An 18,520-nucleotide genomic window follows, 5' to 3' on the forward strand; every position below is an offset into this window, starting at 1 on the left:
GTCGGCCGGGTCAACCGGAGCAAAGGTATTTTCTTGAACCATTGAAGCGGGCTGGTGCCGGGCAGCCGGAATGTCCGTGATGCCCGGCTGAGAAGAGTCTGTGAATCCGGCGCGGCGGGAGGAATCCCGGGTACTCCGACGTTGTACCGGGCAGGAGAGGTGAGATCGATGACCACAGCATTCACGCAGCAGAACGCGATCGGACAGCAGCAGGCGCGGCCCCAGCTGCCCACCCTGCCCACCGGCTGGCCGATCGGTTCCTACGAGTCCTACGAGCAGGCGCAGCGCGCGGTCGACCACCTCGCGGGCGCGGAGTTCCCGGTCACCGACGTCACGATCGTGGGTGTCGAGCCGATGCTCGTCGAGCGGATCGCGGGCAAGATGTCCTGGGGCAAGGTCCTCGGCAGTGCCGCCACGTCCGGCGCGATGTTCGGTGTCTTCCTCGGCCTGGTGCTGAGCCTGCTGAACCCGGGCGCGGGCCTGGTCCCGATCGTGATCGGCCTGGTCGCCGGTCTCGGGTTCAACCTGCTGTTCGGCGCGCTCGGCTACGCGGCGAACCGCAACAAGCGCGGCTTCATCTCCCAGAGCCAGCTGGTGGCGCGCCGCTACGACGTGCTGTCCCAGCCTCGCAACGCCGAGAAGGGCCGCGCCCTGCTGGCGGACCTCGCGGCGCGCAGCGCCTTCCTGCACTGACGGCCCTGACGCCGTGAAGAGCGAAGGCCACCTCCCGCGGGAGGTGGCCTTCGTCGTGCCTGGGGACAACTCCGCTCGCGACCCCTGGAAGTGTCGGTGCCCACCGGTAGCGTGGAAAACGGGGGCTGCTCAGGTCCCCGACGACACCGTCGGCACGTCCGGGAGCGCCCCCGGGTCCGGCAGCTGCGCTGCCCGGCCCTCGCGCAGCAGCTCACCCCAGCGCGCCCGGTCGTACTCGGCCGGCGGCGTCTCCGCCAGGAACTCCCGCAGGATCTCCAGGAATCGGCGCGGGTCCGATCGGTGCGGGAAGTGGCCGGCGCCCTCGAACAGCACCAGCCTGCTGCCCGGCATCGCCCGGTGCGCGCGCAGCGCGTGGCCGCTCGGCACGACGCGGTCGTCGGTCCCCCACACCAGCAGCGTCGGGATCCCCTCGGTCAGGTAGCAGCGGTCCAGCATGTTGACGACCTGGCCGCGCCAGTCGACGACCGACCGCAACGAGCGCAGGAACGCCGCGCGCGTGCTCGGCTCGAGCAGCCGGACGTAGCGGGTCAGCACGTAGTCGAGGTCCGGCCCCAGCCCCAGCCCTTCCGACACGCGCAGCAGCTCGGCGAACCCGCGCAGCACCGTCAGCACCGGCCGCGTGCCCAGCAGCGGCAACGCCAGTCCCGCGCCCGGCGCGGCGGCCAGCCGCAGCAGCGGGTGCACGCTCGCCCCGACGCCGCCCGAGCCGACCAGCACCAGCCGTTCACAGCGTTCCGGGAACTGGTAGGCGAACTGCATCGCGACGCCGCCACCGAGCGAGTGCCCGACCACGGTGACCCGGTCGACGTCGAGCGTCGTCAGCAGGTCGCGCATGCCGCAGGCGTAGGCGGCGACGGAGTAGTCCGCGCGCGGCTTGGCCGAAGCGCCGTGGCCGAGCAGGTCGGGCGCGATCACCGTGTGGTCGGCCGAGAGCGAGGCCAGCAGCTCCAGCCACGTCGCCGAGTCGTCGCCGATGCCGTGCAGGAACAGCAGGGCCGGCCCGCGCCCGGCCATCCGGTAGGCGCGCTCGTACCCGTGGACGACGCGTGTGCGCGGGGCGAAGGTGTCCGCCCCGACCTCCGTGAGTGGCACGGACCCAGCTCAGCACGTCCGCGTTCGCGGGACGTTTCGCGCACGTTGGCATCGGGTGAACGCCGGGAGGGGCCCGATCCCGCTCCCGGCGTCCGTTCCCCCGTTACTTCGTCGGCGTCGGCGTGGCCGGTGCGGACGAAGACGTCGGCGCGGTGGTCGTCGGCGGCACCGTGACCTTCGGGATCGCCGCGCTGAACGGCACGCCCGCGTTCTCGCGGCAGGCCGAGCGGTACCCGTTGTAGCCGTTGTAGTTGCCCTGGTCGTCGGTGACGCCCTGCTCGATCTTCGGCCGCGGGAACCGGTTGTCCGCGCCGATCTTCTCCTTCGTGCCGCTCGACCGCTCGCAGCCGTAGCGGGTCAGTGTGAGCGGCCTGCCCTCTTCGTCGTAGAGGTAGACCTCGGTCAGCGGCTTGCCGTCGGCGTCGAACGCGTAGACGTTCTCGATCTCGTGACTGCCGTAGCTCAGCTCAGCGTTGCCGTACTGGTCGGACGTCGGGAAGTACGTCCGGGCCGGGGTCGGGTAGGAGTTCCGGGTCGAGATCAGGTCGACCGCGGCACCGAACCCGCCCAGGATGCCGCCGATGACGAACGCCGAGATCGGCACCGCAACCCACAGGAGCCGCCGGTCGCCACGCAGCCGCGGGCCCGCCCACACCGCCGCGCCGCCCGCGACGAGCAGGAACGGCAGCAGCAGCACCGCGCTGCGCGAACGCAGCATGAGCAGCAACCCGAAGGCGACGAGTACGACGGCGCACACGATCCACCACGCCGGCTTCAGCGAAGCGAGGTAGCTCAGCGCCTTGCCGGAGTCCTCCTGCTTGCGCCCCTTGGCCAGCGCCTGCCGCAGCCACGCCACCTCCGGCAGCGCCAGCACCGGCTCGATGCCGCCGCGCAGCAGCAAGAGAAGGCTGACCAGGAACACCGGCAGGAAGAGCGCGGCGCCCAGGAGCACGTCCGGCTTGAGGGTGACGGCGGAGCCGAACGCGAACAGCGCGAGCGCCACCGCGCAGAGCACCAGGCCCCACAACGCGATCCGCGGCTTCGCGAGGCTCGGGTTCGCGGTGGTGGCGAGCACCTGCGTCGCACCTTCGGCCTGCGGCGGGTACCCGCCGGACGCGCGCAGCTCGGCGGCGTAGCTCTCGGGCGTGCCGAGCCGCTCGATCAGCGCCTCGACGCGGGCGCTCTCGCCCAGCTCGGCCTCGAGCTCCGCCAGGTGCGGGCGGACGTCCTCGAGGATTTCTTCGATCTCGCTCGCGGGCAGGTCGGCGAGCGCGGTGCGGACCCGCGCCAGATACACCCGCACGGCGGTCGGCTTCTCGCTCATGCTGCCTCTCCCAAAAGCACGTTCATCGTCGATGCGAAGCTCTGCCAGGTCTTGCCCGACTCCGCCAGGCGGAGCCGGCCCAGCTCGTTCAGGCTGTAGTACTTGCGGTGCGGGCCCTCTTCGCTGGGCACCACGTACGAGGTCAGCAGGCCGGCCTTGTAGAGCCTGCGCAACGTCCCGTACACCGACGCGTCCCCCACCTCGTCCAGGCCGGCGGCCCGGAGTCTTCGCAGGACGTCGTACCCGTAGCCGTCTTCCTCGCGGAGCACCGCGAGCACGGCCAGATCGAGCACCCCTTTGAGCAGCTGACTGATCTCCACTGCACCCTCCAGTCTTACGCTTGGAAAGGTACCACGCATTGCACAGTAGTGCGCACGGCGGAGGGCCCTTGCCTTTCCGGGCGGGGCGCACGCCTGGTGATCCATGCTTGAAGCAGAATCTGATGAGGGGTGACCGATGGATCTGGTGAAGACCGAGTTCGAGAAGCTGGATGACCGCTTCGCGCGCGTCAACGGCGACGAATGGATGCAGCGCCTGCACACCGGCTGCCGCTGGACCGAGGGGCCTGCCTACTTCCCGGCCGGGCGCTACCTGGTGTTCAGCGACATTCCCAACGACCGCACGCTGCGCTGGGACGAGACGACCGGCCAGGTCGGCGTGTTCCGGCAGCCTTCTTCGTACGCGAACGGGCACACGGTCGACCGCGCCGGCCGGCTGGTCAGCTGCGAGCAGGGCCACCGCCGGGTGACGCGCACCGAGCACGACGGGACGATCACCGTGCTGGCGTCGGAGTTCGAGGGGAAGAGGTTCAACAGCCCGAACGACGTCGTCGAGCACTCGGACGGGTCAATCTGGTTCACCGACCCGAGTTACGGCATCGACAGCGACTACGAGGGGTACCGGGCGGAGAGCGAGATCGGCGCTTGTCACGTGTACCGCGTCTCGCCGTCGGGTGAGGTGCGGATCGTCGCCGACGACTTCTCCCGGCCGAACGGGCTGGCGTTCTCGGCCGACGAGTCGCTGCTGTACATAGTGGACACCCGGCAGCAGCCCAGCCACATCCGGGTGTTCGCGGTCGGCGACGAGGGAGCGCTGACCGGCGGCTCGGTGTTCGCGACGTGCGACAACGGCGTGTTCGACGGCGTCCGGGTGGACAGCGAAGGCCAGGTCTGGGCGGCGGCCCACGACGGCTTGCACTGCTTCGCGGCGGACGGGACGCGGATCGGCAAGCTCAAGGTGCCGGAGGTCTGCTCGAACTTCACGTTCGGCGGCGCGCGGGGGAACGACCTGTTCATCACGGCTTCGAGTTCGCTGTACACGCTGAGGGTGACGGTCACCGGGGCTCGCTACCCGTCGTGAGTTCGGCGCCTGACCGGACCCGCTCCACCACCGCGGCGCGCTGCCAGGCCCGGCTCACCCGGACCAGCCACGCCGCCTCCTTGGCGACGTCGGCGTCCGGGAGCGGGTCCGACGTCACCTCGCCGGGCTCGAAGCGGCGTCCCTCGCGGCCCGCCTCGATCGCCGCGGCCAGGGTCACCGCTTCCACCGTCGGGGCGACGTCCGCTTCCGGGACTCCGGCTCGGCGGGCCGCCGTCTCCGCGCGGGCCGGGAGGTCCGGGTCGAAGTGGGCGCGCAGGGCCAGGTGGCCGTCGCGGATCTCGATCACCCTGCGGTACAGCGCGAACTCGGCGCCGCCCGTCAGCTCGCGGCCCGGGTCGAGCACGATGCCCGGCACCGCCGCGCGCAACGCCGTCCACAGCGGCTCGATGCGGCGGTACGCGCGGTACGCCCGTACCCGGCCGAGCACCGACGCCATCGCCGGCGACCACGCGCTGAGCGTCGCGCCCGCCGTCACGAAGCCGATCGTCGTCGCGGCGAGCACCGACGACGGCAGGTCTTCGCGGGCGCCGATGCGTGCTGTCTGGGCGAGTTGGCGGACGTCGTCGACGTCCCAGAACGTCCACGCGAACGCCGCGCCCACGCCGACCACCAGCAGCCACAGCCCGGTGCGCAGCGGGCCCGGCTCCGCGTGCCACGCGCTGCGGGCGAACACCGCGATCAGCAGGGCGAGGCAGATCAGGCTGTAGACCAGGAAGACGAGCTTGTCGGCCAGCGCGAACGGCAGGCCGGCGTCCGAGAAGACCGTTTCGTCGCCGACGCGCCGCGGCTCGGAGAGCGTGAAGCACACCGCGAGCAGCACCATCGTCGCGCCGGTGAACAGCGCGTGCGGGGTGAGCCGGGCGCTTTCGCCGCGCCACACCGACTGCGTGAACGCGACGGCGAAGCCGATCGCGCCCAGCTTCAGCTCGTCCCCGGCGAGGCTCAGTACCCATTCGGTCACCGGGCCCGGCCCGGCGAGGGCGGCCATCGCGGGCGTCAGCACGAGGATGCCGGAGGCGATGCAGATCCCGAACCCGGCGAGGAACCACATGGTGCGCACCGGCTGGCCGCGGCGCGCCTCGATGAGCTTGTACCCGAACCCGGCGAACCCGACCACGCACAGGTGGTAGGCCAGGGTCTCGATCACGGCGTCCGGCGCCGCGACGGGCCGCCGAAGAGCGAGTCGAAGCGGCGCAAGCCATCCGGGGCATCCGGTGCGAGTGCGCGCGGCTCTCCCGGCCGGACGACGCGTTGCGCGAGCAGGCTCGCGACGAGCTCGGCCTCGCGTTCCTCGACCTCGGTGTAGGTGGTCCGGCCGAGCACGCGCCGGACCAGCTCGGGCGAAAGGCTGGGCATGAGCTGCCGCCCGGCCGCGGCGTCGATCGCCACGCCGTCCGCGCCGCCGTCGGCGCCGGTGTGGCCGCAGAGCAGGTGGCCGACCTCGTGGAGCAGGATGTGCCGCCGGTGCAGGGCGGTGGTGGTGGTCGGGTAGAGGATGTAGTCGGCGTGTTCGGTGCTCATGAGCAGGCCGCAGGGAGCGCCTTCGGGAGCGCTGACGGGCATCAGCTCGATGGGCCGCCCCCGCCCGGCGGCCAGGCGGGCGACGAAGGCCCCGGCATCGAAGGGCTCGGGCAGGGTGACGCCGTCGGCGACCTCCCGGGCCCGCTTCCACAGCGCCCGCCCCGGACGCCGGCGCCAAGGTGTTCGCGCCACGTCAGCCCTCCCTCACGCCGCGACCCCACGGCTCCGGCCCGTTCAACGCGGCGATGCCGGTGGGGATACGCGACGGGAACAAGATCGGGTGCCCGGATTTCGGCCCGGCTGACCGGGTAGCACCAGCGGGTTCTGGGCAGCCCGAGCCCATGCCCGGCCGGCGGTTCGAGCCCGAGCCTATGCCCGGCCTGCGGTTCCTCCTTGCCAGCGAGTCCGAGGCCACGTCCGGCAGGCGGCTCGGCCTGGCACCTCGCCGGTCGTCCGGTGCGGTGGCCGCTTCGGTGAACGCCGTCACCTCAGGCCTCCTTCTTCGGTCCGCCGCGGCCGGCCTCCCTTCGGGCGATCGCGTCGACCATGTCGCTGATCGTGTCCAAGCCGTCTGCCGACAGCGTCACCGCTCGCAGGGCTAGGTCGCGGACTCCCGCGTCGCGCAGGGCTCCCAGCAGGGCCAGCTCCTCGGCGATCTTCGTGCTCTGCTCGTCGTCGAAGAAGTATGCCGGCGGGACTCCGAAGAACTGGGCCAGTGCCTCGAGGTGACGCTTCGTCGGGTTGTCGCGGCGGCCCGTGCGCAGCTGCCACAGGTACGTCGTCGAGAAGCTCTCGCCCGTTGCCTCGCGGCAGGCCTTCGCGACCTCTTCGTTGCTGTACGGCTCCCGATCGGGCCTGCGGACCACGTGGAACAGCCGGTCGATCTTCTCGGCCAGCGTCGACTTTCCGGGCTCCTTGACCACGATGCACTCCCTCAGCTACCAGGCGTATTCATCCTAGCTGAAAGCTGAACACCATTTATCAACGCGAGTTCGCCCGTGGCCGTGGTTGACACCGGGGACAGGAGAACGACGACCGGTTCATGAACGGCTCCCGCCGGATCGCCGTGCCGCACCGGTGGCACGGCAGCCCTTCCTGCCCGTACGCGTCGAGCGACCGGTCGAAGTACCCCGACTGCCCGTTGATGTTCACGTACAGCGCGTCGAACGACGTGCCGCCCGCCCCCAGCGCCGCGTTCATCACGTCCGACGCCGCCGACAGCAGCTCGCGGCCCTTCGCCAACGTCAGCTTTTCGGTCGGCCGCGCCCCATGCAGGCGGGCGCGCCACAACGCTTCGTCCGCGTAGATGTTGCCGATGCCCGAAACCAGCGTCTGGTCCAGCAGCGCCCGCTTGACCTCGGTGCGCCGCGACCGCAGCGCGCGCACCGCCGCGTCGAGGTCGAACGCCGGGTCCATCGGGTCGCGGGCGATGTGCGCGATCGTGTCCGGGAGCAGCACCTCGTTGAGGTCGTCGAGCGCGAGGCCGCCGAACGTCCGCTGGTCGACGAACCGCAGCTCCGGCCCGTCGTCGTCGAAGCGCAGCCGCACCCGAAGGTGCTTCTCGTCCGGCGCGCCCTCGGGCTGGACGAGCATCTGCCCGCTCATCCCCAGGTGGGCCAGCAGCGCCTCCTTGTCGGACAGCTCCAGCCAGAGGTACTTGCCGCGGCGCCGCGCCGCCTCGACGCGCGTGCCGGCCAGCCGCTGCGTGAAGTCCTCCGCGCCCAGCGCGTGCCGGCGGATGGCGCGCGGGTGCAGGACCTCCGCCTCGCGGATGGTCCGGCCCGCGACGTGCGCCTGCAGGCCGACGCGGACGACTTCGACCTCGGGGAGTTCGGGCATGCGTTCATTGTGCCCGGCAGGTACGACACTTTGTGAAAAGCACCTACGCGGCGGCCGGTCCCACGTCGGCCTTCGTGAGCGGGACCCGCGTCGCGCCCGAGGCGAAGTACTCGTCGGCGCCGACGTCGAACGCGCCCGAACGCGACTGCAGGTCGAAGTCCTTCGCCGCGAACGGGTAGGACCCGACGCCCGCGTCGATCGCCGGGCTCCCGGCGGCCAGCCGGTAGAGCCCGGCCGCGTCCTTCACCAGCTTCGGGATCCACCGGTCGCGACGGGATGCCCGCCGTCCCGCCGAAGGTGATGTTGCCTTCGTACTTCACCGTCGACCCGCTGGGCAGCGTGACGAGCGTGCCGGACGTGCCCTGCACGATGTTGTCCGCGACCACGCAGTCCTTCGGCTGGAAGTTTCCGCCGTCGCCGTCGATGACGCTGTTCGAACCCAGCACCGTGTTGTACGCGACCGTGACGCGGTCCGGGCGGTCGTGCAGCTTGCTCGTCGGCCCGCTGTCGGCTTCGTCGCCGGAGCCGAAGACGATCGCGCGGCCGCCGGAGTTGGCGACGTAATTGTCGACGATCTCGTGGTCGTTGCCGTGGAACCGGATGCCCGAACCGAACAGCAGGTTGCCCTCGACGACGCTGCGGTTCCCGTGGCGCAGCACGATGTAGCCCTTGCTGTCGCGAATCGTGTTGTAGCGCACCACGTTGTCGGACGACTTGACGGAAATCGCCTCGATGTCACCGTCGGCCTTCTCGAAGAGGTTGTTCTCGACGACGGCGTGCGCGGAGTACGACTGGTGGTTGCTCAGGCCCAGCCGGATCGACTCGCCGCCGTTCGAACCCGAGAACTGGTGGTTGTAGAAGTAGTTGTGGTGCACGTGGACGTTCTGCGCCATCGCGTCGGACGGCCCGAGGATCTGCAGGAACACGCCCTGGCTCGTGCGGTTCTGGAAGACGTTGTGGTCGACCTCGGTGTCGTCGCCGTTGACCGAAACCCAGTTGCCGTCGCTGGTGAGCTGGAAGTCGTTGCGCGACAAGCGGTTGTGCGACGCGCCGGCCGGGATGCTCAGGGAAGCGCCGCCCCGGAACTTGAAGCCGCGCAGCACCACGTTCGAGACGCCGCTCGCGAAGGAGAACGTCTTCGAGCCGGTGATGGTGGCCTTGCCGACGTGCTCGGCGGTCACCGTCACCGGCGCGGACGTGGTGCCGGACCGCTTGACCGCGAGCGTCGAACTCGCCGCGTACGAGCCGTCGGCCAGGGCGATCGTGTCGCCCGGGTTCGCCTTGTCCAGTGCGGACTGCAGCGCCGGCAACGACGTCACGCGAACCTGCGCGGCCGACGCCGCCGGTCCGGGCACGACGACGAGCGCCGCCACGATCAGGGGTACGAAGAGCAGACGCATCCGCCAGACCTCTCAGTGAGTACGAGCGCGGCGGATGATCATCACGCTACTGAGCGGAAGGCGGACCCGTCAACGGACGTTCCCGGTGATCAGGACTCCGAGTCGTCCTTCTTCACGGCTTCGAGTTCGGCGGACAGCGAACGCCAGGCCGTCTCGGCGGCCTTCTGCTCGGCTTCCTTCTTCGTCGACCCGGTGCCGTTGCCCAGCGGGCGGCCCGCGACGAGGACGGTGGCCGTGAACTCCTTGCGGTGGTCCGGCCCGGTGTCCTCGACCCGGTACTCGGGCACGCCGAGGCCGGCCGACGCGGTCAGCTCCTGCAGGCTGGTCTTCCAGTCGAGCCCGGCACCGCGCAGCGGCGCTTCGGCGAGCAGCCCGTCGAAGAGGTGGTGCACCAGCTTGCGGGCGATCTCGATGCCGTGCTCGAGGTAGACGGCACCGATGACGGCTTCGAGGCCGTCGGCGAGGATGCTCGCCTTGTCCCGGCCGCCGGTGAGCTCTTCGCCCTTGCCCAGCAGCAGGTGCGCCCCGAGCCCGCCCTCGCCGAGCCCGCGGGCGACCCGCGCCAGCGCGTGCATGTTGACGACGCTGGCGCGGAGCTTCGCGAGCTGACCTTCGGGCAGGTCGGGGTGCGTGGTGTAGAGGTGATCGGTGACGACCATGCCGAGCACGGCGTCACCGAGGAACTCCAGCCGCTCGTTCGGCGGCAGGCCCCCGTTTTCGTACGCGTACGAACGGTGGGTCAGCGACAGCCGGAGCAGCTCGGGGTCGAGTGTGACCCCGAGCGCTTCGAGCAACGGCGCCGGATCGGCTGGTGGTCCCCCGGGCGTCTTGCCCCCCATGTCGGCTACCCGATCAGGCGGGCTCGACGACCTGGCGGCCGTTGTGCTGGCCGCACGACGGGCACGCGACGTGCTGGAGCTTCGGCTGCTTGCAGGCGCGGTTGGAGCAGGGCACCAGCTGCACCGGAGCCGCCTTCCACTGGCTGCGGCGGGAGCGCGTGTTGGATCGCGACATCTTCCGCTTCGGGACGGCCACGAGTAGATCTCCTTATGACGGTCTGCTCGCGGTGCGAGCGAACTTCCTCCGCAACGAGCTGGGGCGCTCGTCAGGCTTGCTCGGCGGGACCCGGCGCAGGCTGCTCGCCCGCATTCTCGTCGAAGCGCTCGACCAGTGCGGCCCACCGAGGGTCTATCTTCTCATGCCCGTGTCCGGGCTCGAGATCGGCCCACTTGACGCCGCAGTCGATGCAGAGCCCGGCGCAGTCTTCGGTGCACAGCGGCGCCAGCGGCAGCGCCAGCACGATGGCGTCGCGCACGATGGGCTCCAGGTCGATGCGGTCGTCGATCAGCCGGGGGATCTCGTCCTCGTCGGTGGTCTCCTCGGTGGCCGAGCCCGGGTAGGCGAACAGCTCCTGGACCTCCACCTCGACCTCCTCGGTCAGCGGGTCGAGGCAGCGGGCGCAGGTGCCCTTCGCGATCGCCTTCGCGGTGCCGCTGACCAGCACGCCTTCGACGACGGACTCGAGCAGCACGTCGAGTTCCAGCGCGGAGCCGGCCTCGATGGTGATGACGTCGGGGACGCCGAGCGGCGTCTCCACCGGCACGCTGCGCGTGAGGGCGCGGCTGAGGCCGGCGTGACGGCCGAGCTCACGGGTGTCGAGCACCCAGGGGCTGCGGTCGTCGAGCTGGGGGGTCTTGTTCTCGGACATCCAGTCCAGGGTACGCACCGGTCGCCACCGCTTTTGAGCTGGCACCCGTGCACGTCACGTGGCGGCTGAGAGGCTCGTCACACCTGGTAGTCGTACAGCGTCGGCCGGCCGCCCGAGCTCGGGAGGTTCGCCGGCGACCGCAGGTGGTTGCGCCCCGAGTCCACCGTCCGCAGCGTCGTCGCCAGGAGCTCCGAGAACTCCGCCAGCTTCCCGTCGACGTACGCGTCGCAGTCCGCGCGCTGGCGGTCGGCCTCCGCGTGGGCCTCGTCGACGATCCTGGCCGACTCCGCGTGCGCCGCCTGGACGACCTCGGTCTGGGCGACCAGGCGGCCCTGCTCGGCGCGGCCGTCCTCGATGGCGCGGTCGTACGCGTCGCGGCCGGCCTGGATCATGCGCTCGGACTCGGCGCGGGACCGGTCGGTGAGGTTCTGGTACTCGGCCTGCCCGGCCGCGACCGTGCGGTCGGCCTGGTCGTGCGCGTCGGCGAGCATCTGCTCGGCGCGGGCGCGCGCGTCGGCCAGGATGCGCTCGGCCTCGTCGGTCGCGTCGGCGATCGCGCGCTCGGCCTCGGCGTTCGCGCCGGCGACCGTCTCCCCCGCCTCCTTGCGGGCGGCGTGGATCAGGTCGTCGCGCTTGTCCAGCACGTCCTGCGCGTCGTCGACCTCCGCCGGCAGCGCGTCGCGGACGTCGTCCAGGAGCTCGAGCACGTCGCCGCGGGGCACCACGCAGCTGGACGTCATCGGGACGCCGCGCGCCTCCTCGACGATGGTGACGAGCTCGTCGAGCGCCTCGAAAACCCGGTACACGGCAACTCCAATCCCCTGTCGCTGAGATCAGTCTGCCCGTTTTCGGCGCGGAACCGGTGAACGCCACCGGCACCGGGCGTGTCCCACTGGGCGGCGAAGCCCGGGTCGGTGACGAGCGCGATCAGCTGCCGGTCGTCGAACGTGGGACCCGAAGGGGCCGAGTCGACCGGGAGCCCCAGCTCGGACGCCACGATCGACGAAACCCGCCCGAGGTCGGAGAGGTCGACCGCGGTCCCGTCGGCGCGGTAGTGGACGGCGCTGCTGCCGAAGAGCACCACCGTGCTGCCGTCGGGCCGCGGGAGCTCGTCGCAGCGCCCGCCCCCGCGCAGCGAGCACGCCTGCGCCAGCGGCAGCATGTTCCGCGACACCGTCAGCTTCCCCGTGACTCCGACGTTGACGGCGTGCCCCTTCCCCTCGTGGTCGACGAAGGAGATGCCGGCACTCGTCTCGTCGGGGTGCAGCTCCCCGCCCAGGGTGAAGACGGTGGTGGCGACGGCCGCAGCGCCACGACCGCCGCGCCGACGATCGCCAGCGTGGCGACCGCGGTCGCCACCGTCGCGCGGCACTTCGCGCAGCCGCGTCTCCAGGTCGGTCATCACGCGCTCCTCTCGGCGGCCTCGAGCCGCGTCAACGCGGCGCGCAGGGCTTCCAGCCCCCGCGCGGCCTGGCTCCGGACGGTTCCTTCGGAGCAGCGCAAGGCCTTCGCGACGTCGGCGACCGGGAGATCGGCGCAGTAGCGGAGCACGACGGCGGCACGCTGCTTCGGCGGAACCTCGGCGAGGGCGCGGAGCAGGTCACCGGCGATGCCGGCGTCGGCCGGATCGAGCCGTGGCTCTTCGGGGACGACTCCGTCGCGGCGCTCGTTGCGCCGCCAGGGCCGTCGCCGTTCGTCGAGCCAGCAGCGGAGCAGGACCGGTCTCGCGTAGTTGTCGACGGGCCCCGTCCGGGTGACCTTCGGCCAGACCCGGTAGAGCTTGATGAGCGCGACCTGGATCAGGTCTTCGGCGAGGTGCCAGTCGCCGCACAGGAGGAACGCCGTCCGCCGCAACGGCAGCGCCCGTTCCCTGGCGAACTCCCGGAACCCCGCTTCGTCCCCAGACCGCATCGCGCCTCCCCGTCCGATGTTCCCCCGGTACTCACGGACGGGGACGCGCGGCGCGTTGCACGGGGAGCTCAGGAATTCAGGTCGATCCGCTTGAACGTGGCGTAGTGGTCGGGCGTGTAGGCCAGCTCGCCCGCCTTGCCGGAGATCACGCGGTCGTTCGTGCCGACGGCGAAGAGCTGGTAGTAGCCGGACGCGCAGGCCGGGAGCACGCCCTCGCGGTTCTCGTAGGTCGTGCCGGTGGAAGCGCCGTTCCGCACGTTGTTCACGACGGTCTTCGCGGCCGACGAAAGCTGGGAGTAGCCGATCTTCGCGAGGCCCGACAGGTCGCCGCAGGCGTGCGTCGGGCCGCCACCGCCGACGTCGATGACCTTGAAGGTGGCGTAGTGGTCGCCGGTGTAGAAGTACTCGCCGCCCGAGCCGGTGATGATGCGCCGCGTGCCGCGGTTGCTCGCGCCCGGCGTCGGGACCGTGTACTCGTGGTAGTAGCCCGACGAGCAGGACGGGAGGACGCCTTCCCGGTTGTCGAAGACGACGCCGTCGTTCTTCGGGTACGGGAAGGGGCCGCCCTGCTGGATCAGGTTGTACGTCGTCGTCGCCTCGGCGGGCAGGGCCGAGAGCGTCGTGTGCGAGAACCCGGAGAGGTTGCCGCAGGCGTTCTGCGCGGCGACGGCCGGCGCGGCCGGTGACGCTGTCACCGCTTCGGCGGCGGTGACCCCCATGGACAGCGTGGCCAGGAGCGCGAAGAGGACCGCGACCAGGCGAGATCGGTAGTTGGTCATTTTCGGACCGTAACCCGATCGGATGATCCTCAGAAGACGGGAACGTGAACTCCGGCCGTGCGGAACGGAAGTCCCGACGAACGTAGGGAGCCGAACGACGGGAACCGGGCGCGCCGGGTTGCGGGCTGTCTCTTGTGGAGGGTCAGCGCCCGAGCTTCGGGAACTTCTCCGAGAGGCGCTCGTAGACGACAGGCGGGACCAGGTGCTCGATGTCGCCGCCGAGCGCCGCGACCTCCTTGACGAGCGAGCTGGACACGAACCCGTACGCCGGGTTGTTCGCCATCAGCAGCGTCTCGACGCCGGTGAGCTCGCGGTTCATCTGGGCCATCTGCAGCTCGTAGTCGAAGTCGCTGACCGAGCGCAGGCCCTTCGCGACCGCCGCGATGTCGTGCTCGCGGCAGTAGTCGACGAGCAGGCCCTCCCACGAGTCGACCCGGATGTTCGGCAGCTTCGCGGTGATCTCGCGCAGCATCTCCAGGCGCTCCTCGACCTCGAAGAGGCCCTTCTTGCTCTTGTTGACCCCCACCGCGACGACGACCTCGTCGAAGAGCCGGCTCGCCCGTTCGATGATGTCGAGGTGCCCGTTGGTGGCCGGATCGTAGGAACCGGGACAGACCGCACGCCGCATGGCGCGGACGCTACCGTGCCGGACCCGGTTTCCGCCGCGTGGCTCACGCCACAGGCGAGTATTCGGCCCAGAAGACGGCCGTGTCGCCGTACTTCTTCTCGCGAGAGAGCGCGAAGCCCGGCGGCCAGTCCGGCTCGCCGTCACGCGCGGCGCGTTCGACGACCACCAGCGCCGACGACCCCAGCCAGCCGCCCGCCGCGAGCGACGCCAGCACCTTGCCCAGCGCGGTGGCGTCGACGGCGTACGGCGGGTCCGCCAGTACCAGGTCGAACGCAGCGGGCGCGGGCGCCGCGACGACCGTCTCGACCTGCCCGGCGCGGACCGTGCCGCCCAGGCCCAGCGCCGCGACGTTGCCGCGCAGGACGTCCACCGCGCGCCGGTCGGCCTCCACGAACAGGGCGTCCGCCGAACCGCGGGAGAGCGCTTCGAGACCGAGCGCGCCGGAGCCCGCGTAGAGGTCGAGGACGTGGGCGCCGGCCACCTCCCCCGCCGTCTCCAGGGCGTTGAACAGGGCTTCCCGCACGCGCTCCGACGTCGGCCGGGTGCCCTTCGGCGGCACCTTCAGCCGCCGCCCACCCGCCGTCCCGGCCACGATCCTGGTCACCCCTTGATTGTGCGGGGATGACACGCGGCACGGATGACCGGGACACGGGTGTACCCGCCGGAGCCAACGCGTAGAGTCGTTCTTCGCCCTCGGAGGCGATCCAGAGCTGTCAAGGAGCCATGCGTGTCGGAACCTCGGGTCAGACGGGCCGAGATCGCCATCGAACAAGCCCACGTCGATCGCGTGTACACCCGTCTGGACGAACTGCGCACCCAAGCCGAGGCGATGCGCACCAAGGGCTACGAAATCGGCCAGGGCGCGCAGCGCGAGGCGATCTTCGAGCAGGCGTCGATGCTGTTCGAGCGCGACATGATGGTCTACCACGCGAACCAGACGCTCCAGACGCTCGACGCCGAGTACGAAGGGCTCGTCTTCGGCCGGCTCGACGACCGCGATGGCGAACGCACCTACGTCGGGCGGCTCGGCATCCGCGACGCCGAGTTCGACAACCTCGTCACGGACTGGCGCGCGCCCGCGGCGGCCGCGTTCTACCAGGCCACGGCCGAGGAGCCGATGGACATCGTGCGGCGGCGCGTGATCCGCTGCTCCGGCCAGAACGTCCTCGACGTCGACGACGACGTCCTGATCGCCGACGCCGTGCCCGAGGACATGCAGATCGTCGGCGAAGGCGCGCTGATGGCGGCGCTCGGGCGCTCGCGCGGCGAGAAGATGCGCGACATCGTCGCGACCATCCAGAAGGAGCAGGACGAGGTGATCCGGGCGCAGTGGCGCGGCGTCACCGAGATCACCGGCGGGCCCGGCACCGGCAAGACGGCCGTCGCGCTGCACCGCGCGGCCTACCTGCTCTACCGCTACCGCCGTCAGCTCGGCGGCGCCGGAGTGCTCGTGATCGGGCCGTCCGGCGTGTTCACCAGCTACATCTCGCGCGTCCTCCCCTCGATGGGAGAGACGAACGTCGAGCTGCGCGCCCTCGGCGAGGTCCTCGACGGCCTGGACGCGACGCGGCAGGACGCGGCGCCGCTGGCCGCCGTCAAGGGGTCGCTGCGGATGCGGAAGATCCTGCTGCGGGCGCTGCGCGACACCCCGCCGGAAGCGCCCGAGGAGATGCGGATTGTCTACCGCGGCGAAGTGCTGAAGCTGAACGCGCGCGAGCTGGAGAAGGTGCGCCGCAAGGCCCACACGCAGGGCGCGCCGCCGAACCGGTCCCGGATCCGGGCGGCGGAGCTGCTGCTCGACGCGCTGGCGGCGAAGGCCGAGGAGTACGCGAAGGCCGACGGCAAGCCGTTCGAGCGGGCCGACCTGATCACCGACCTGGGCGAGCGGATCGACTTCCACCGGTTCCTGGTGGTGTGGTGGCCGGTGCTGTACCCGGCGCAGATCCTGAAGTGGCTGGGCGAGGAGAAGCGGCTCGCGTCGGTGGCGAAGGGCGTCCTGAACCGGCACGAGATCTCACTGCTGGCGGCGGACTTCGCGGACCGGTCGCGGGGCTGGTCGATCGCGGACGTGGCGCTGCTCGACGAGCTGCGCGTGCTGATCGGGCCGCCGCCGAAGCGCAAGCGCCGCCAGATGATCGAGGTCGAGCCGCAGCGGTCCGGCGGGGCGCCGACCCGGCCGGAGCACTACGACGAGTACTCGCACGTCGTCGTCGACGAGTCTCAGGACCTTTCGCCGATGCAGTGGCGGATGGTCGGCCGGCGCGGGAAGTACGCGAGCTGGACGGTCGTCGGCGACCCGGTGCAGAGCTCGTGGCCGGACCCGGCCGAAGCGGCCCAGGCGCGTGACCAGGCGTTCGGCGTCAAGACAGCCCGGCGCCGGTTCACGCTGCGGACGAACTACCGGAACTCGGCGGAGATCTTCGACCTGGCGGCGAAGGTGGTCGCGGGACACGCGGAGTCGGGCGAGCTGCCGGTGGCGGTGCGCAAGACGGGCGTGGAGCCGGAGGTCCGCCCGGTCGAGGCGGCCGGGCTCGCGTCGGCGACGCAGGCGGCGGTGAAGGAGCTGCTGGGCGCGGTCGAGGGCACGGTCGGCGTCATCACGGCGATGGACCGGGTGCCGGAGGTCGCGGGCTGGGTGTCGGGCCACGCGGACGAGCGGTTGAAGGTCGTCGGCAGCCTGGATTCGAAGGGCCTGGAGTACGACGCGGTGGTCCTGGTGGAGCCGAACGACCTGATCGTCGAGTCGACGACCGGGCGGCGGGTGCTGTACGTGGCACTGACCCGCGCGACGCAGCAGCTGATCGTGCTGGCCTCGAACCCGGACTGGATCCCGGCCGGCTGACCCGTGGCACGCTGAAGGGCCCTCCCCAGCCGCGGGCCCGGACGTGAAGATCGTCACGTCCGGACGGCGTCGTGGCGTGGCAGGGCGACGATCCGGCGGCGCTGCGGGAAGCAATGGCGGCACCGGGGCGTTGACCCCGGTTGTGAGCTCACTGCCTGATGTGCCGCTGTCCGTGCTCGACCTGTCCCCCGTTTCCGAAGGGACCACCGTCGGCGAGACGCTGCAGAACACCCTGGACCTCGCCCGCGCCGCGGAGCGGCTGGGCTACCACCGCTACTGGCTGGCCGAGCACCACAACATGCCCGGCATCGCCAGCTCGGCGACGGCCGTGCTGATCGGCCACGTCGCGAGCGCGACCGAGCGCATCCGCGTCGGCTCCGGCGGGGTCATGCTGCCCAACCACGCGCCGCTGGTCGTCGCCGAGCAGTTCGGCACCCTCGAGGCGTTCCACCCGGGCCGCATCGACCTCGGCATCGGCCGCGCGCCGGGCACCGACCAGCGGACGGCGCTCGCGCTGCGCGGCCCCGGCGGGCTGTCGGCGGAGAACTTCCCGGAGCACCTGCAGGAGCTGATCGGCTACTTCACCCACTCGGAGGCGCGCGGCGTCAACGCGGTGGTGGCCGAGGGCAACCAGCCGCCGGTGTGGCTGCTCGGGTCGAGCGGCTTCAGCGCGCAGCTCGCCGGGCGGCTCGGGCTGCCGTTCTCCTTCGCCCACCACTTCGCCGCCGAGAACACCATCCCGGCTGTACAGCTCTACCGGGAGAACTTCCGGCCGGGAGTGCTCGACGAGCCGTACGTGATGCTCGGGGTGTCCGTGGTCGCCGCCGAGACGGACGACCGCGCCCGGTTCCTGGCCGGGCCGTCCGGGCTGACGTTCCTGAGCCTGCGCCGCGGCCGCCCGATCGCCATGCCGACGCCCGAGGAAGCGGCCGAGTACCCGTACACGGAGATGGACCGCGCGTTCCTGGCCGACCGCTTCGGCTCGAGCATCATCGGCTCGCCGGAGACGGTCCACAAGGGACTCGAGCGGCTCCTGGCCGACACGGGCGCGAACGAGCTGATGATCACGACGATGGTCCACGGCCACGCGGACCGCGTCCGCTCCTACGAGCTGATCGCCGGCCTCAAGTCCTGACGAGCGGGCCGGAGGGCACCTTCGTCCCCTGAGACGCGACGAAGGTGCCCTTCGGCGTATCCGGTGCTACAAAGGTGCCCTTCGGTCCGTTACCGCATCCGGGACGGGATTTTCTTTTCCATCTTTGACAACAAGATCCGGTCCGTTTGTCAGTGCCGGACAAGAAATGCGCGGTTACCAGCCCGTGACCGCGTGATCCTGCGCAAGTTCTTGTCTCCCAGCAGGCCCCTCGTTAGCGTACCGACCA

The 18,520-nt window shown here is 71.1% G+C and carries 20 protein-coding genes and 1 pseudogene; 4 read left to right on the plus strand and 17 right to left on the minus strand.

Annotated features, from left to right (window positions below):
• The first annotated feature begins 168 nt into the window (after nt 1-168).
• Nucleotides 169-693, plus strand: a complete 525-nt coding sequence (locus OG738_RS01630; protein WP_329050597.1) for a general stress protein — start codon at nt 169-171, stop codon at nt 691-693.
• A 129-nt stretch (nt 694-822) separates the two neighbouring features.
• Here the strand turns inward: OG738_RS01630 and OG738_RS01635 are convergent, their stop codons facing one another.
• From OG738_RS01635 to OG738_RS01645, 3 genes are all read right to left on the minus strand, one after another.
• The gene (locus OG738_RS01635) at nt 823-1,728 is read right to left on the minus strand and encodes an alpha/beta fold hydrolase (RefSeq protein WP_442875924.1); all 906 of its coding nucleotides are present in this window, start codon (nt 1,726-1,728) and stop codon (nt 823-825) included.
• A gap of 181 nt (nt 1,729-1,909) precedes the next feature.
• Nucleotides 1,910-3,130: a DUF1700 domain-containing protein gene (locus OG738_RS01640; RefSeq protein ID WP_329050601.1), complete on the minus strand. Its 1,221-nt coding sequence runs from the start codon at nt 3,128-3,130 to the stop codon at nt 1,910-1,912.
• Nucleotides 3,127-3,450 (minus strand): PadR family transcriptional regulator, encoded by a 324-nt coding sequence (locus OG738_RS01645; RefSeq protein WP_329050602.1) that lies wholly within the window; start codon nt 3,448-3,450, stop codon nt 3,127-3,129. Before OG738_RS01645 ends, OG738_RS01640 begins: the two co-directional genes overlap by 4 nt.
• Nucleotides 3,451-3,586: 136 nt before the next feature.
• Between OG738_RS01645 and OG738_RS01650 the strand changes: the two genes are divergently transcribed.
• Nucleotides 3,587-4,489, plus strand: coding sequence for an SMP-30/gluconolactonase/LRE family protein (locus OG738_RS01650; protein WP_329050604.1), 903 nt, complete (start codon nt 3,587-3,589; stop codon nt 4,487-4,489).
• Here OG738_RS01650 and OG738_RS01655 read toward each other — a convergent pair.
• The 14 genes and pseudogenes from OG738_RS01655 to rsmD all read right to left on the minus strand — a co-directional run bounded on the left by OG738_RS01655 (nt 4,464) and on the right by rsmD (nt 14,900).
• Complete coding sequence (locus OG738_RS01655; RefSeq protein ID WP_329050606.1) at nt 4,464-5,657, minus strand: MAB_1171c family putative transporter; 1,194 nt, start codon at nt 5,655-5,657, stop codon at nt 4,464-4,466. The genes OG738_RS01650 and OG738_RS01655 overlap by 26 nt on opposite strands.
• Nucleotides 5,654-6,223: a hypothetical protein gene (locus tag OG738_RS01660; protein ID WP_329050609.1), complete on the minus strand. Its 570-nt coding sequence runs from the start codon at nt 6,221-6,223 to the stop codon at nt 5,654-5,656. The genes OG738_RS01655 and OG738_RS01660 overlap by 4 nt, the downstream gene beginning before the upstream one ends.
• 296 nt (nt 6,224-6,519) lie before the next feature.
• Nucleotides 6,520-6,954, minus strand: coding sequence for a helix-turn-helix domain-containing protein (locus OG738_RS01665; protein ID WP_329050610.1), 435 nt, complete (start codon nt 6,952-6,954; stop codon nt 6,520-6,522).
• 58 nt (nt 6,955-7,012) lie between these two features.
• Nucleotides 7,013-7,870 (minus strand): bifunctional DNA-formamidopyrimidine glycosylase/DNA-(apurinic or apyrimidinic site) lyase, encoded by an 858-nt coding sequence (mutM, locus tag OG738_RS01670; RefSeq protein WP_329050611.1) that lies wholly within the window; start codon nt 7,868-7,870, stop codon nt 7,013-7,015.
• A gap of 43 nt (nt 7,871-7,913) precedes the next feature.
• Nucleotides 7,914-9,270 (minus strand): annotated as a pseudogene (locus tag OG738_RS01675) (polysaccharide lyase 6 family protein).
• An 89-nt stretch (nt 9,271-9,359) separates the two neighbouring features.
• Nucleotides 9,360-10,109, minus strand: a complete 750-nt coding sequence (gene rnc, locus OG738_RS01680; RefSeq protein ID WP_329050613.1) for a ribonuclease III — start codon at nt 10,107-10,109, stop codon at nt 9,360-9,362.
• 13 nt (nt 10,110-10,122) lie between these two features.
• Nucleotides 10,123-10,305 (minus strand): 50S ribosomal protein L32, encoded by a 183-nt coding sequence (rpmF, locus tag OG738_RS01685; RefSeq protein WP_003090635.1) that lies wholly within the window; start codon nt 10,303-10,305, stop codon nt 10,123-10,125.
• Nucleotides 10,306-10,375: 70 nt separating this feature from the next.
• Nucleotides 10,376-10,978 (minus strand): YceD family protein, encoded by a 603-nt coding sequence (locus OG738_RS01690; protein WP_329050618.1) that lies wholly within the window; start codon nt 10,976-10,978, stop codon nt 10,376-10,378.
• 77 nt (nt 10,979-11,055) lie between these two features.
• Nucleotides 11,056-11,784, minus strand: coding sequence for a DivIVA domain-containing protein (locus tag OG738_RS01695; RefSeq protein WP_329050620.1), 729 nt, complete (start codon nt 11,782-11,784; stop codon nt 11,056-11,058).
• A complete protein-coding gene (locus OG738_RS01700) occupies nt 11,715-12,380 on the minus strand; it encodes a hypothetical protein (RefSeq protein ID WP_329050621.1) in 666 nt (221 codons plus the stop codon). Before OG738_RS01700 ends, OG738_RS01695 begins: the two co-directional genes overlap by 70 nt.
• Nucleotides 12,380-12,889 (minus strand): RNA polymerase sigma factor, encoded by a 510-nt coding sequence (locus OG738_RS01705; RefSeq protein WP_329050622.1) that lies wholly within the window; start codon nt 12,887-12,889, stop codon nt 12,380-12,382. Before OG738_RS01705 ends, OG738_RS01700 begins: the two co-directional genes overlap by 1 nt.
• Nucleotides 12,890-12,957: 68 nt before the next feature.
• Nucleotides 12,958-13,668, minus strand: coding sequence for a ribonuclease domain-containing protein (locus OG738_RS01710; protein ID WP_329050623.1), 711 nt, complete (start codon nt 13,666-13,668; stop codon nt 12,958-12,960).
• 142 nt (nt 13,669-13,810) lie between these two features.
• Nucleotides 13,811-14,296, minus strand: coding sequence for a pantetheine-phosphate adenylyltransferase (coaD, locus tag OG738_RS01715; protein ID WP_329050625.1), 486 nt, complete (start codon nt 14,294-14,296; stop codon nt 13,811-13,813).
• A gap of 43 nt (nt 14,297-14,339) precedes the next feature.
• Entirely contained in the window at nt 14,340-14,900 is a 561-nt protein-coding gene (rsmD, locus tag OG738_RS01720) for a 16S rRNA (guanine(966)-N(2))-methyltransferase RsmD (RefSeq protein ID WP_329050627.1), read from the minus strand.
• 123 nt (nt 14,901-15,023) lie between these two features.
• Here rsmD and OG738_RS01725 point away from each other — a divergent pair, with 123 nt between their 5' ends.
• Together OG738_RS01725 and OG738_RS01730 are read left to right on the plus strand one after the other, a co-directional pair.
• Nucleotides 15,024-17,138, plus strand: a complete 2,115-nt coding sequence (locus OG738_RS01725) for a HelD family protein (RefSeq protein ID WP_329050628.1) — start codon at nt 15,024-15,026, stop codon at nt 17,136-17,138.
• A gap of 160 nt (nt 17,139-17,298) precedes the next feature.
• On the plus strand, nt 17,299-18,273 hold the full coding sequence (locus tag OG738_RS01730; RefSeq protein WP_329050630.1) for an LLM class flavin-dependent oxidoreductase: 975 nt from the start codon (nt 17,299-17,301) through the stop codon (nt 18,271-18,273).
• The last annotated feature ends 247 nt before the right edge of the window (nt 18,274-18,520 follow it).

It is taken from the genome of Amycolatopsis sp. NBC_01488, from assembly GCF_036227105.1.
Lineage (GTDB): Bacteria > Actinomycetota > Actinomycetes > Mycobacteriales > Pseudonocardiaceae > Amycolatopsis.